The sequence below is a fragment of the Nostoc sp. UIC 10630 genome, assembly GCF_010747425.1.
Lineage (GTDB): Bacteria > Cyanobacteriota > Cyanobacteriia > Cyanobacteriales > Nostocaceae > Nostoc.
Genome location: NZ_JAAGOG010000196.1, coordinates 1 through 14297, shown reverse-complemented (window position 1 = coordinate 14297; position 14297 = coordinate 1). Strand labels below are relative to the sequence as shown.

General features: G+C 40.9%; 12 protein-coding genes and 1 pseudogene. 9 read left to right on the top strand and 4 right to left on the bottom strand.

Features of this window, described 5'->3' with window-relative positions; translation table 11 throughout:
- From G1O98_RS30860 to G1O98_RS30850, 3 genes are all read left to right on the top strand, one after another.
- Positions 1-456: HlyD family secretion protein (locus G1O98_RS30860; RefSeq protein ID WP_163936331.1), on the top strand; the 456-nt coding region annotated here is incomplete at its 5' end.
- Positions 457-849: 393 nt separating this feature from the next.
- Positions 850-2748, top strand: coding sequence for a glycosyltransferase (locus G1O98_RS30855; RefSeq protein WP_243458594.1), 1899 nt, complete (start codon positions 850-852; stop codon positions 2746-2748).
- 220 nt (positions 2749-2968) lie between these two features.
- Positions 2969-4129, top strand: a complete 1161-nt coding sequence (locus tag G1O98_RS30850) for an endo-1,4-beta-xylanase (RefSeq protein WP_243458593.1) — start codon at positions 2969-2971, stop codon at positions 4127-4129.
- A 132-nt stretch (positions 4130-4261) separates the two neighbouring features.
- Here G1O98_RS30850 and G1O98_RS30845 read toward each other — a convergent pair.
- Positions 4262-4696: pseudogene (locus G1O98_RS30845) on the bottom strand (transposase); the annotation flags it as partial.
- Positions 4697-5179: 483 nt separating this feature from the next.
- Between G1O98_RS30845 and G1O98_RS30840 the strand changes: the two are divergent.
- From G1O98_RS30840 to G1O98_RS30820, 5 genes are all read left to right on the top strand, one after another.
- A complete protein-coding gene (locus G1O98_RS30840) occupies positions 5180-5686 on the top strand; it encodes an SLOG family protein (RefSeq protein WP_163936323.1) in 507 nt (168 codons plus the stop codon).
- Between the two features lie 193 nt (positions 5687-5879).
- Entirely contained in the window at positions 5880-6260 is a 381-nt protein-coding gene (locus G1O98_RS30835; RefSeq protein WP_163936320.1) for a hypothetical protein, read from the top strand.
- Between the two features lie 5 nt (positions 6261-6265).
- Positions 6266-6658 (top strand): ASCH domain-containing protein, encoded by a 393-nt coding sequence (locus tag G1O98_RS30830; RefSeq protein ID WP_163936317.1) that lies wholly within the window; start codon positions 6266-6268, stop codon positions 6656-6658.
- Entirely contained in the window at positions 6655-7557 is a 903-nt protein-coding gene (locus G1O98_RS30825) for a DNA cytosine methyltransferase (protein WP_243458592.1), read from the top strand. Before G1O98_RS30830 ends, G1O98_RS30825 begins: the two co-directional genes overlap by 4 nt.
- Positions 7558-7766: 209 nt before the next feature.
- Positions 7767-8021, top strand: a complete 255-nt coding sequence (locus tag G1O98_RS30820; protein ID WP_345940610.1) for a DNA cytosine methyltransferase — start codon at positions 7767-7769, stop codon at positions 8019-8021.
- 53 nt (positions 8022-8074) lie between these two features.
- On the opposite strand, the gene G1O98_RS30815 is transcribed toward G1O98_RS30820, so the two are convergent.
- From G1O98_RS30815 to G1O98_RS40315, 3 genes are read right to left on the bottom strand one after another with little or no spacing between them, the layout of a single operon-like run.
- A complete protein-coding gene (locus G1O98_RS30815) occupies positions 8075-11938 on the bottom strand; it encodes a WD40 repeat domain-containing protein (RefSeq protein ID WP_163936314.1) in 3864 nt (1287 codons plus the stop codon).
- 9 nt (positions 11939-11947) lie between these two features.
- Entirely contained in the window at positions 11948-12424 is a 477-nt protein-coding gene (locus G1O98_RS40320; protein ID WP_243458590.1) for a hypothetical protein, read from the bottom strand.
- Positions 12425-12442: 18 nt separating this feature from the next.
- Entirely contained in the window at positions 12443-13162 is a 720-nt protein-coding gene (locus tag G1O98_RS40315; RefSeq protein WP_243458589.1) for a pentapeptide repeat-containing protein, read from the bottom strand.
- Positions 13163-13952: 790 nt separating this feature from the next.
- Between G1O98_RS40315 and G1O98_RS30805 the strand changes: the two genes are divergently transcribed.
- Entirely contained in the window at positions 13953-14234 is a 282-nt protein-coding gene (locus G1O98_RS30805; RefSeq protein WP_163936311.1) for a hypothetical protein, read from the top strand.
- Positions 14235-14297: the final 63 nt, after the last annotated feature.

Genomic DNA, 14297 nt, shown 5'->3' with positions numbered 1-14297 from the left:
CACAAGCAGGTTGTAACAATCAAATCGCCGGAATCTGGAGTAATGTGGCGGCTGACTGCCCAACTTGGCAAGTTTGTGCAACAAGGAGAATCGCTAGGGCAAATTGCGGACTGTAATCAACGATGGGTAGATGCTTGGGTGGACGAGCAGAAGGTACGATTACTTCAAGTTGGAACTCCAGCGGAGATTAAGCTGAATGGTACAGGGTCATCCGTTACCCTGACAGGAAAAATTTCGGTAATCCGTTCGGGGATCGGGCGATTATCTGCTGGAGAAGATACTGTTGTAGCAATGATGCCAAATTTACCACGACATACGCAAGTGCATATTACGTTAGATACTGAACCTAGCTCTTCTTCATCCGAAAATATGCATAATGGCAATCTTTGTTACATCGGTTATACAGGGCGGGTAGTATTCAAGGTGCGAGCTACCAGTTTTTTTGCAGGCTTATAATTTGCACAAGTTACCAATAATTATACTTGTTTCCCCATCCTAATACACGTCTTAAAAATTTTTTACCTCCGCATTCTCCAGAGATATTGAGTTTTTACTACTGTTATAAAAATGACGAAAACCGATCCTCAGAAAGTCTCTTCTTCATGGGTCTGGACACTATTTATCATCAGTGCCTTTGTATTTGTATCAACAGTATTTATTACTAGTTGGACAAGCACAGGTCCGACGTTTTTTCCAACCTATGAAGTCAACCCAACAATTACTCGATTATTGCCAACTGTATTACAGGTGCCATCCATTGATTGGGAGTTATCACTTCCTCTTGTTGCTGTTCTTCTAATTTGTGTTTGTCTTCGATTTATTCGATCTACAAATAGTAGCCGCTTTGTCATGAAATTAATTCTATTATTTCTGGCAACACGTTACTTTACCTGGCGAACAGTTGCTACCTTAAATTTTTCACATCCAGCTAGTGTAGTTTTTTCTTTAACAATTTATATTTTAGAGGTAATTTCCTTTTTTTCTTGCTGCTTATATACACTGCAAACTATTTGGTCAACCTCCAAATTACGAAGTGCAGAGGCGAATCAATATTATCAAGCTGTTCTTTCCACCCAATATCTTCCCTCAGTTGATGTGCTGATTCCTACTTATAATGAACCAGACTATATTGTTCGCCGAACTGTTATCGGCTGTCAGGCAATGGAGTATCTCAACAAAACTATTTATATTTTGGATGATGCTCGCCGCCCTCACATTAAAGCACTGGCAGAGGAATTAGGATGTGAATACATCACCCGCCCAGATAATACTCATGCAAAGGCTGGTAACTTAAATAATGCGTTGAAGCATATTAGCAGTGAATTGATTGTGCCTATTGATGCAGATTTTGTGCCATTCAAAAACTTTTTGACTCGAACAGTTGGCTTTTTCCAAAATCCAGAAATTTCCCTTGTCCAGACTCCGCAATACTTTTATAATCCTGACTATCATGCTCGTAATTTAGGTTTAGAAAATTTTCTACCGAATGATTTAGAGCATTTCTACGGATTACAGCAATCAAATCGAGATGTGGGTAATAGTGTGATTTGCTGTGGTAGCTCTTATGTTGTTCGACGAAGTTGTCTCGATACAATTGGAGGTTATTACACTCGATGCTGCGTTGAAGACTTTCAAACATCTTTGCGAATGTTGACACACGGTTTTCGACTGATTTTTCTCAATGAAGTTCTTAGTACAGGAGAATCAACTCGAACCTATACAGATTATATCGATCAGCGACTTCGCTGGTTACAAGGGAATTTTCAGGTTTACTTTTGTGGTGATGATATTCCGATTTGGTCGAAACTTAACTGGATTCAAAAAAGCTACAGCATATCACAGCTTCTTTATTGCTTTCAATCAGTGTTTCGGGCTGTTTTTCTATTGGCACCTTTGTGCAGTGCCTACCTTGGAATTTCACCCTTTCTTGCAACCCTGCCTGAAATTCTCTACTACTTCATGCCATTCTGGTTGTTGCATATTGCAATTTATGGTTGGGCATCAAATTACCGAGTTTCTTACTTTTGGAACGAAGTATACGAAACAATCTTTTGTTTTCCAGCACTAAAACGATTGAGTCTCATTATCCGCAATCCTTTTGCAAAAGCAAGTCGGGCTACTCGTAAAGGGGTCAAGGCAGATCGAAAGAATTACAATTTTAATCATACATTGCCACTGATTATTCTTTTAGCATTGTCGGGATTGATTATTGGATTGCATCTTGTTGGGGTACAACTTGGAGTTTGGTTAACTTTGGATGAAAGTTCAGGTGTATTAATATTCTGGCTTTTTTACAATGTTCTATTTATGGGAGTAGCTATTCTATCAGCTATCGACCAACCAATTCGGCGCACAATGGATCGTTTTCCTTTAAAAACAACTTGTAAGATTATAGCCAAAGATCAGGTTTTTTTGGGTTACACTCAAAACCTTTCTGAAAGTGGAGCCAGAGTTGTATTGATTACGCCAGATGTCGTCCTCAATACACCGATTGTCGAGGTTACATTTGTGGAGTATGGCTTTTCCATACAGGCGGAGATTGTGCGTTTTTTCGTCAATAAGGATAAGTTCGGGATTGCTTTGCAATTTCTCCAGGTTGAAACTGAACAACAGCGTAAATTGGTTGAAGTGCTGTATACCGAAATGACTTGGTGGAAACAGCGCAAGAAGCCTGGAAATTTAGACTCTTTTCTGGCAATGATAGCCTCCACAATTCAAGCAAGATCACTTCTCAATTGGTATGGATGAACGATTATCAGCCTATACTTTTGCAGTTTTTTCATATTCTGTTTAAGTAAATATACTTCGTTAAACAGCACTATTTGAATAAAATAACTCTTTAGTAATGCTTAAATTTGGACAATATTTACTATTAGCATTGTGCTTAAGCATACTTTTGATAAACGAGAGTTCAATTTTCACAGAAAGACTTACTCCTTTATCCTTTATGCAAGCCAATCAACTCAGATTGTCAGAGCAAATTGATCGAACTCGTACAGGAAATATGGTTATCCAGGTTGTTAATTCTCAGCGGCAGCCAGTCTCCGGTGTAGAAGTTAAACTTGAGCAGGTTGCCCATGAATTTGAGTTTGGTACAGCGCTCAGTACTCAAATGTTTGCTCAAGGCGCTAATCTCAATGATCAAGCTCAGTATTTTAATCTTTCTAGGCAACTTTTCAATGGCACTGTGCATGAAAATGCTCTCAAGTGGTATGCAACTGAAGAACAACAGGGACACGTCAATTATGTAGATGCGGATCGAATTTTAAGCTGGAGTGAAGTCCATTCTCTACCATTACGTGGACATACACTTTTTTGGGAGGTGGAAAAATGGAACCAGCCTTGGCTGAAATCTCTTTCCAAGCAAGAACTGCAACTTGCTGTTGAACGGCGAGCAACAGAAATTTGCGATCGCTATCGAGGGCGAATTCATGAATATGATGTTTTAAATGAGATGCTACATGGTGATTTTTTTAGACGGCGGTTAGGAGAAGATATTGTCAAAACAATGTTCGAGCGATGTCATGCTGCCGATCCGAATGCAGTACTATATGTTAATGATTACGACATCCTGAATGGTAAAAGATTGGATGATTATGTTCAACAAATTCGTTCATTACTGATGCAAGGAGTTCCACTTGGAGGGATTGGGATTCAGGCACACATTTTAAGAGAAAATATCACACCAGCACAGATCCAATACAGTCTAGATACGTTAGCACAATTCAATTTACCAATTAAGATCACAGAATTTTCTACACTTGCCAATACTGAGCAGGAACAAGCAGAAATTCTGCTTAATCTGTATCAAATCGCTTTTGCCCACCCAATGGTTAAGGGAATTCTAATGTGGGGATTCTGCCAGAAGGCTCATTGGGTACCTCAAGCAGCTATTTTTGATAAAAACTTCCAACCAAAACTGGCTGCAAAAGTCTATCAAGAGCTAGTTTTTCGCCGATGGTGGACTCGCTCAAATGGGATCACCAATCAGAATGGTCAATTTTCAACTCCTGCTTTCTTTGGACAGTACCAGGTAACGGTAAAAGGATGGAACTGGAGTAAAACTCGTTCATTCTTATTTCAGTCTCAAATAAATCAATCCAGAGTTTTGACATTAGTTTTATCATGATGTCTGGACTTAAACAAAGGATTTTTGAAGTTCATAGTTATAAATTCCAGAAATGAAGTTACAGCGTAATCCAAAACATTTTCTGCTACTACGGTAGTACTGACTCAAAGTAAAAATATACTTTAAATAGTAGGGGAAAATCATCCCGCAGAATACACCATACGCGGTGACTGCTACAACTCCATTCTCAACCTTTCCCAAATTTCCGATGTACTGCCGTTTCACATAATCTGTGGTATTTCCTTTCTTCTTATCTCCTGTTTCATCAATAATTAAAATAATTGGTCTTCCTTTTAGTACCTCTAAAATTAGTTTCAATCGCAAAGCTCTTAACTATTCTACTGACCATGATGATGTAGTTAAGAAATGATGTAGTCCTTCATAGTTATCTAGCCCGACAATTTTCGCTATTTCTGGTAAACTTTTCCGTTTTAATTCAGAAATACACCCTATATGCAGATACTTAAACGCTTCAAAGTTTCTGACATCTGAAAACAGCTTTTTATACCAAAGACAATATTCATCTACAAATTTAACGGTTTCTTTGGGTGGACGAGGCTCTACCATGCTCTGTGTCTTCGTTCTGGGCTTTGTACATCCTTATACTACCGCGATAGTGACACAAAAGGGTTAAACTAACACTCTTTCAACTATGTAATTTTTTAGTCTTGGGAATTTCAACAATTAATGCAGGGGTTTGTGTATGAAAATCTCTGCTTTACATACAACAAAATCGACTAGCTTTAATATTCTCGCGCCTTATTAAAAATGAGTTGATAAACATAAAAAAGCCGGAGGGGTATCGGACGCAATCCTCGACTTTCATGAATCAAAGACTATTTTTATGGTGGCGTATTACATTCAATAATTCCTCGCTTAATGGTATATATGTTCCTCTATCAAAAGACATATCTTAACCCATTTTTACATTAGAGTTTTGTTACTAAACTAAAGCATTTATGGAGAAATCTGGAATAATAACTAATTAGATGAAGTATTCATTTTAAAAACCCATCATCATTACTGAAAAGTTCGAAAAAAGGCTTACAGATGATTAAAATCATTGCTGGTACAGGCCACCGTCCCGAAAAGCTTGGAGGCTATAACGATGAAGTTTTTATCCGATTAATAGCCTTATGCAAAGTGTCTCTCCAGAAAATGCAAGCTACGGAAGTCATTAGCGGTATGGCATTGGGATTCGACCAAGCGCATGAAGAAGCTGCAATTGAGTTACAAATCCCCCTGATTGCAGCAGTCCCATTCAAAGGACAGGAGGATAAATGGCAACCACAAGATAAAGAACGCTACGAACACATTCTGTTCCAAACTTCATCAATTGTCTATGTTGACCTCTTTGAAGAATACTCAGCATCATCAGGATATAGCAGTGAGAAGATGTACAAGCGTAATCAATATATGGTGGATCACTGTGATGAAGTACTAGCACTTTTTAATGGTTCGGCTAGTGGCACTGGTAACTGTGTTAACTATGCCGAAAGCTTGAGTAAACCAGTGCTGAACGTGTGGAAGTCATGGGTCAAATATCGAGGTTTTTAGCGAGTAAAAATATGCACAACCAACTTAAACCAGGACATATATAGAACTTTCTGGTTTAAAAATTGAATCTGCTATCGCTAAAGCATTTAAGGAGCTGACAAATTCTGAACATGAGATTGAGACGATCACATTTCAAGGTGAATATGTTCTGACGAAGTAAAAATCGTTTTCTACGCAAAGAAAGAAGCTGAGAATGATTGAAACTTACCAACAACTTCTACAACGATGGGCGGCTCTTGCTCCAGATGAATGCTCTACCACTGACCGAGATTACAGGTTTAAGGTAAAAGTGCTGCCCGAAGTTGAAAAGTGTTCTTTCGATAACCCCTGGCGTTCGGTTACTTCCGAAAACCTTACTTGGCGACTTCATGTAGCTGAAGATGTAATTCTCAGACAGTTGAATTTTGTTCTTCTAACAGTTATACATCGCTGTTGTGACCGTCAGTCCAATATTCATTTCACTTTCACAGAACTTGGAGCTATCGCCACAATCTGCAACGGACTGTGTTCAAAGCCACATCCACATCCAGCGATCGCGGCATTAGACGCATACATTCAATTACTGGAGTTTTAAAACCCATGAAAGCACTTTCAGTCAGGCAGCCTTGGGCATGGGCAATTATCTATGCTCTTAAAAATATTGAAAACCGAGGCTGGCCCATTCATTATCGCGGCGACATTCTGATTCACGCCGCAAAAACCTGTACCAAGAAAGAGTACCAGCTAGCGAGAGAATTCTGTCAAAGCATGGGGGTAGTAATCCCAGAACTAATCTCTCTACGTCGCGGTCAAGTTATTGGCATTGTCACAATAGTTGACTGCCGTTTCTCACAAGTTGCATCTGGCTGGGGGATGCCTGAGCAATACCACTGGAAGCTGGAGAATCCACGCGAGATTACACCAATTCCTTACATTGGGCGGTTGGGGATTTTTGAAGTACCTGATGATTTGATTATGGAGGTGGTTGCATGACTAAAACAGTTCCCATGATTCGCACACTACAACACCTTGGGGCAACCAGGGAAGATATTACCTCCTTTATCAAAAGAGCGAAATTCAAAAAGACATCACCAAAATTAGATGTCTGCAAAAATTTTGACAACACAAAAATAAAACCAGTCCTGCCAAATGATGCACCGATCGCCATAGTACTTTTCGCTGGTGGCGGCGGGATTGAAGCTGGAATGGTTGAAGCTGGTATTCGCCCAGTCATTGCAGTAGAGTTTGACCCAACTAAACCAGAACTAAGTCGGGCGATCGCCAAAACCCATCACCGCAACTTTCATGAATATGGCTGCAAAGTCATCCAGCTAACAGTCCAAGAAATAGCACAGTTAGGATTCATAGGTTTTCCCCGCCGCCCCGACTATCTCCACGCCTCCCCGGTGTGCGCCAACTTCAGCCAAGCTCACACAGCTAAAGCGGGTAAGGGTATTGAAACGCCTGACGACCTGAGTGCAGCGATCGCTATTGCTGAAGCAATCCGACAGTTACAGCCACGGGTGTTCACGCTCGAAAATGTGCCGCGCTATCAGAACAGTCAGAGCTTCAGTATCATCCTGAATGCTTTGGAGCAAGAGGGGTACACAGTTGATTACAGCGTGGTCAACATGGCTGATTTTGGGCTACCCCAGGCGCGGCGGCGGTTAGTTCTGGTTGCCAGTAGAGGTTGTCGCGTTGCCTTACCTTTGGGAACTACACCTTGCGGTTGGTATGAGGCGATCGCGCATCTAATCCCTACGATGCCCGATTCCCAGCTTCTACCTAAACAGCAACAAGCTTTGGAGAAATTTCTAGCCGGGAATGCGCCAACACCACTGCTAATAGAAAGAGTTGGGGGGCGTACACAGTCCAAGAACCTATCCCACTAATAATATTTGTGCTGCAAAGCTTAAGTGAATTGAGAACTTAAAACGAAAAATCAAGGTTTTCAAGCACATTTTACGAACAGAAGTAGGGATTTTTAGAATAGTGGGATAGGTTCAAATATAAACCTGGGCATTTACCTTGTAACACGATACTGCGATCGCATTTCACCGATCACAAAGGTTGTAACCGTAGTAAGTTCGCTGATATCTGGTTGCCGGATGGTACGGTCAAATCCTTGTCTATTGAAGGGGCTGCAATCTTGCAAGGGTTTCCCAGTTGGTACGAGTTTCCCAACGAAACTGCTACGGCTGGGTCGATTATCGGCTATTCTGTGCCTCTCAGTTTTGCAACTCAATTATTCATGTCGGCACAAAGTATTATTGCAAGGAGCAAAAGTATGACTAATCGAAAAAGAGTACGAGCGTCGGTTCCTCTCGATTCTTCAGTCACGGGAGCAGTTGTTTAGGTGCGTCAGCAGCGTTCATTGGGCGCAGGTATGACATTTTGTAACAATCTCATTCAATGACACACACTAAGTTTTTTCTTTTCATCAGGATCAGTTACGAAGTAATCTTTAAGGCGATCGCATCCTTGATTCAACAGTTCATCTAATCCCCGGATACGCCACACTATTACCGTCTGGTCTACACTGGCTGTGGCTAGCAGTTTGCCATCCGGGCTAAAATCTACGCTTTTAATATTACCTTGATGACCTGTAAATTCAGCAACTTGTTGTCCTGATAAGTTCCACAGTCCAATTTTGTTAGTAGCAGAAGCTGTAGCTAGAAGCTTACCGTCTGGGCTAAAACTTATATAAGTGACTCTGCCCTGATAAGTCTTAAATGGTTTTGTTAGCTGCTTTCCTGAGAAATTCCACAGCCTAATAGTTCCATCATCTCCAGCAGTAGCAAGTTTATTTTCCTTTGGGCTAAAACTAACAGTGCGAACATAGCCCTGATGTACCTTCAATTTTGCTAACTGTTTGCCATTAATATTCCATAGCAATACTCCATTCTCTCCAACTGTAGCTATAAGCTTACCGTCTGGGCTAAACCTGGTAGTCTCAAGCTTGCCCTGATGTTTAAATTCTGCTAATTTCTCTCCTTTGAGATTCCACAGCCTGACCATACCATCATCGCCAGCCGTAGCAAGCTCATTACCATTATTATTAAAATTGATACTTCGGATGGCACTAGGATGACCATTAAATTTTCTTAACAATTCTCCACTGTAGTTCCATAGCTGGATTGTGCCATTCTTTCCACCTGTAGCAAGTAGGTCTTTTTCTTTTGGGCTAAAACGCACGCTAGCAACACCGTCTTGCTTAGCGAGGAATGACCTTACCAGTGTTACCGTATCTTCTTTCAGCTTCCAAAGCTTAACAGTGTCATCATCTGAAACTGTAACCAGTAAGTTATCTTTTGGGCTAAAACGAACGCTATTAACAGTTTTTGTATGTCCTTCTTTTCCTTCTAATTTGGTTAAGGGATTTTTTGATTTGGTTAATGATTTTCCTGGAACAGCCCAGAGTCTTACTGTACCATCATCTTGTCCAGAGGTAGCAAGAGTATTACCCTGATCATTAAACCGGATGCTAACAACACTGCCTTGATGACCCTTTAATTCTGCTTGTAGTTTGCCATTAAAATCCCACAGCTTAACTGTGCCATCCTTACCTGCTGTAGCAAGTTGTTTACCATCTGGGCTAATTCGGACTGTCTCCACACCATTCTGATGAGCCTCAAATTGCAACAGTATTGTTCCATTAAGATTCCACAACCTGACTGTATCATCATTACCAGCTGTCACAACTTGCTGACCACCAGGATAAAACGAGACACTGTTGACACTACATTTAGCATTTCTAAGTTCTGCATTGGCATTGCATTGATCAACCTTAATTTCTGTACGTCGCTTTCCATTAAGATCCCAAAGTATTACCATCCCATCCTCTCCAGCTGTAGCTAGTATCTGACCATCTGGACTAGGATTGAGGCTTTTAATACTGCCTTTATGAGCATGAATAGCTGGTAAAAGAGATTTTCCATTAATATCCCACAGCCTGAGTGTACCATCATCTCCCGTTGTGGCTAGAAGGTTGTTCTTTGGAAGAAAACGGACACTGTTGACACTACATTTCTCACCCTCTTTTGGTAGCTGGTATTCTCCTAAGCCCGAACCATTGGCACATTCATGATGCATAGATTTTATAAAAACAGGTAACTGCTGACTTGTTGAGACATCCCACAGCTTTACCCAACCCTTACTTGCACCTGTAGCCAATATTTTTTGATCTTTACTAAAATCGATACTTTTGATACTGTTATTATGCAGTGTAATATATTTCAATCTTTTCAATTTTTTGTCTTGGAAATCCCACCACGTAACCGTGCCATTCTCCCCGCCGGCAACAATTAACTCTGAATCTTGATTGTCCTTGCGGATAAAACGGATACTGTTTACACCTTTTTGGTAAGTATTAATTTGGCTTGTTTGATGAATATTATCCAGAATCTTTTGCAAAGCTAGCAGTGGACTTGTAGCTGGACAGTCTTGCAAACATTGACTATCCCAAAAAGCCATCTTTTTGACTTCTTGTCCGGCTGACATTGCTGATACTAAAGCTTCTATCTCTCCAGCGCCAGACTCAAAATTTCTTAAAGCAGTGACTCCTGAGCCTTCAACTTCATCTGTCCATCGTAGCCAAAATGCAACCATAGCTAGCATTGAGACTACTACTAAACCACCTGTCAGCCCAAATAGAGTTAGTTTGCGATGGCGTTCTTTTTGCTTGCGATCGCGATCACGCAGTGCCAAACTCTGCTGAATAAAATTTTGCTCTGGTTGGCTTAATTCATGTTGACGTTTGTTGAACCAATTTTCTGCTTCTGCTAGCAGCACACCTCTGAGTAATGAACCCTCATCTTTTTTTGCATTTTCCCACTGGCGCATTCTCGTCCGCAGCAGTTCTTGCCAAGTACGAAACTTACGTTCACTTTCTATCCATCCCTGCAACCGCGGCCATTTCTGAATTAGAGCTTCATGCACCATCTCAACTGTTTCTTCGCCAGTCTGCTCGTTACGTCCTGTCACTACTAACCGTGCTTTGGCGCTTGCAAGAAACGTTACTAATTCCCAACTTTCCACCTCTGCACGAGTAGCCGAGCGTCGGGTATCTTTTGTACCTTCTCCTGGACTTACTAATTGTAAAAAAACTAGTTGTGCAAGTTTTTGCTCTTTTTGACTGAGATTACCATAAACCACTTCTGCATGATTCGCTAGTGCCTTTGCTATTCCCCCGATTTCTGTATATGCTTGATGAGTCAATTTTCTGTGACTCTGCTTTGTCCATAGTTGGGTAAGTGTAAACTCCAGTAATGGTAAATTTCCTGGTTCCTGCTTCACTTCATCAAGAAGGCGTTCAGTCAACCCTTGCTCCAGTTCTATGTGTGTTTTCTGAGCAGGATGCTCAATGCAAGAGCGCATTTGTTCCCGGTTCATCGCACTCAGGAATTGTGAAGTATGCTGCTGTAAGGCTTTTCCAAAAGGTGGATAATCTAATACGTAACTAAAAAAATCAGCCCGTAGAGTTAATATCAGTTTAACTGTACAAGAAGCTGATTGAACCACTGTCAGTAAAGCATCTATAAACTGATGTTGCTCATGACTATCTTGGCATAGAGTATAAAGTTCTTCAAACTGATCTGCAATTAACAATAGCTGATGATTATGATGCTTTCGTTGAATGTTAAGTAGAACTCGTGCAATTGGCTGTCCATCTTTTAAAGATTGAGCTAACTTTCCAGCCTGTATTATTTGATCAGTAGAATCCAAATCTGATCTGTAAAGTGGTATCAGCGCTTCTGCCAAAGCATAAAAAGGGTCAGAGCCTGGGCGGAAATGGGTAAACAACCAATTACCTTGCTCTTGTAACTTTGGTACTAATCCAGCAAAAACTACTGAAGACTTTCCGCTGCCAGATGCACCAAGCACAGGTATAAAATTATGAGTTTCAGTTGCCTTTACAAGTTCTTCTATAAAAACTTCGCGTCCAAAAAAGAATTCTTTATCATCTGGCCCAAAGTGAAATAAACCACGATAAGGGCATAAAATTCCTTGATGAACAGAACTATCATTTATAGAAATCTCAGAAACTAAACTACTGTTTTCACGGTAGTAGTAATTGGTGATCTGAATGTTTTGGGTATTACTATTACCTTGACTTACTATATTACTATCGCCCAAAACACCTTGATTTTCATTACCCTGAATAGCTCGGTTCTGATCACCTTGCACTTCATTTAGATTCGTGAAACTATCAGCCTTCTGTGTTGAATTTACATTAGGCTGCTGTGCTTCAAAGTTCTCAGGCTGCTGACTCATAATTCAGTTCTACAATCCCAACAGATGAGAGCCAGCCGCCGCTCCCAGCCAGCTTGCAACTTTCATAATAATTGGCTTGGCTGTTGTCCACATTTTCTGACCAGCTTCTACACCTTTACTCGTTTTTTCAAGTGTTTCTGCCACTGTTCCCAAACGCTCTAATGCACGTTGCTTATTTGGTTCTTCTTTATCTGTGGCTTTCTTAGCTGCACTCAAGTCTTCAACTAATTCTTCTTTAGTATCAGCTGGTAATTCGGCCCCTTTAATCAAAGTTTCCAGTTGAGCCAGTAACTTGACAACATCCTCTTTACTGAGTGATTCTCCGGTATCTGCACCCACTTGGTTATTTTGCGTCACCTGATTACCATCACCAAGGACAGCCTGATTATTGTCTCCTTGAACTGCGTGGTTGTTATCACCTTGAACATTGTTGACGTTGCCGCCAACTGAACCACCAACTGAAAATCCACCGGGGTTATTTGTCATACTACTTAGCTGTCCTACTTAGGTGTTTGAATAAAAATTAGGGCGTTGTAGCGCCTGATTAACAAAATTTTCTAAACTTTGAATTCTACTATCTTTTTCTGCTAAAAGTAATTTAATTTCTTGCTCCGGTAAAGCTTTTATCTCATTGTAAGTGTCAAAATATTCTGTACTCAGTTGGGATTTGTCAGCTACAAACGCTGTTTTAGCACGAAGCAGAAATTTATCTTCATCTCTTACCTCCATACCAACAATCCGTAAATTTGCTTCGGGGTGATTCTCGGCTAACTGTTTAAACGAAATAGCGATCGCTCTGGGGTCAACTCCTTGGCTGTGATATAAGTCCAGGATATCGAAAATTGGTTTGATGAAATCGTCAAATTCGCCATCAGCAAACACCTCTTGTCTGTTGTCCCGCTTGCGAAACGGGTCAGGGTTTTCTCTCGTGGGCAGGCGCATATAAACGTACTCGCACCTCACCCCCTCAAATTTAGTATCACTGGTAATGCCCCAGTCTTCGATGAAGGCTCCAGTGAGGGTAGCACCTGTGAAATCTGTGCCGTCAAGTTGAGTTTGCTTCAGTTTTGAGATGGATAAGTCTGCATCTTGTAAATTCGCTTGACTTAGGTCTGCACCCATGAAACTAGCGTTAGCGAGATTAGCGCATTTAAAATTGGCTCCTCGAAGGTCTTGACGGTCGAAGTTTTTTCCTTGCCCTTGACCAGAGAAGTCTAGGGACATAACTTAGCTGCTAAATATAAAGGTTTATGCTTGCTACACTTGAGGTTAACGCTTTTACGGATTGTAGCGCAATATTCCGGTTACAGCGAGTAAACAATGCACTGCATGTGTAACTCGATTGTTGGCAGTGGGTGCAAAACCCTCAGCCACCTGTACAATAAAAAACTGCCCTGGGGCAAGGAGTCCAGAGCAGCGCTTACAAAAAAATAAATATGGGAGTTTTAAACTGTTGCCCCCTGCTTTACATATAATTCGTTCGCTATGTAATACTCTTCAGTTCAAGTTCTGTACTTTATGCAAAAAGAACGAAAAACTTTTAAAGCTGCACTATACAAGGATTAGACGCAATAAACCAAGCCCAATGCAACACCCTTGACCTCCGAGGAAAATCGTAGCCTGTGAATGGGCGATTGTAACAAGGGCAGGAGAAAAAGTCTTAATTAGCAGGGATAACACCGTTGTTTCCATGAATTCGCCTCCACATAGTTAGTGGAGGCAATAAGTCTAGCGGCGAAAATTACGGATTTGCAAGGAGCCTGCACAAGAATTGAGAATTTAGCTTTCACTTTCTCGCTTATTTGCCGACCAATGGTCGGCAAATATGTTTCGATATGCGAGTAGACAACATCATAGCTATTGTTAAATCCGTTTCTACGAATGGCTATTCGGCATCGCGCTCCGCTCCCGTCCCTAAAAAGCAATCCACGACCATAAAACTTTATGGCAAAATGCCTCTGATTCGCTGATAAGTTCTTGTATTCTAGGATATCCGTTCTTTATGGAGAGCCAAATGATTCCTATAGATTTGAAACAACTCATCAAGAAAAACCCTAACCCAGTTCGCAAGAAAACAGAAGTAACCCCACCACCAACTGAACCTATTGAGATGCTTGAGAGTCAAAATATTCCTGAACCAGTAATTGAACCCAATCCACCTGTGTACATTGAAGACTACGTTTCCGAATCCGAATACATTTCTGAACACTATCGTCCCCTACGCTCTGTGGGTAACTCCGGGTGGCAACCGTCTGATGTGTGGCGCGAGTTGAGAGTTGATGATTTCTGTGAGTAAATTAAGCTCTGACTGAATAAAAATTAATATATCTATCATGCTAAATTACCTTCAAAAAAGCCA

What these genes read in the sequence shown, in the direction of transcription:
- G1O98_RS30835 (WP_163936320.1), top strand. Translation starts at nt 5,880, where the DNA reads ATGATTGAAACTTACCAACAACTTCTACAACGATGGGCGGCTCTTGCT.
- G1O98_RS40315 (WP_243458589.1), bottom strand. Translation starts at nt 13,162, where the DNA reads ATGTCCCTAGACTTCTCTGGTCAAGGGCAAGGAAAAAACTTCGACCGT.
- G1O98_RS40320 (WP_243458590.1), bottom strand. Translation starts at nt 12,424, where the DNA reads ATGACAAATAACCCCGGTGGATTTTCAGTTGGTGGTTCAGTTGGCGGC.
- G1O98_RS30805 (WP_163936311.1), top strand. Translation starts at nt 13,953, where the DNA reads ATGATTCCTATAGATTTGAAACAACTCATCAAGAAAAACCCTAACCCA.
- G1O98_RS30840 (WP_163936323.1), top strand. Translation starts at nt 5,180, where the DNA reads ATGATTAAAATCATTGCTGGTACAGGCCACCGTCCCGAAAAGCTTGGA.
- G1O98_RS30855 (WP_243458594.1), top strand. Translation starts at nt 850, where the DNA reads ATGAAATTAATTCTATTATTTCTGGCAACACGTTACTTTACCTGGCGA.
- G1O98_RS30830 (WP_163936317.1), top strand. Translation starts at nt 6,266, where the DNA reads ATGAAAGCACTTTCAGTCAGGCAGCCTTGGGCATGGGCAATTATCTAT.
- G1O98_RS30815 (WP_163936314.1), bottom strand. Translation starts at nt 11,938, where the DNA reads ATGAGTCAGCAGCCTGAGAACTTTGAAGCACAGCAGCCTAATGTAAAT.
- G1O98_RS30825 (WP_243458592.1), top strand. Translation starts at nt 6,655, where the DNA reads ATGACTAAAACAGTTCCCATGATTCGCACACTACAACACCTTGGGGCA.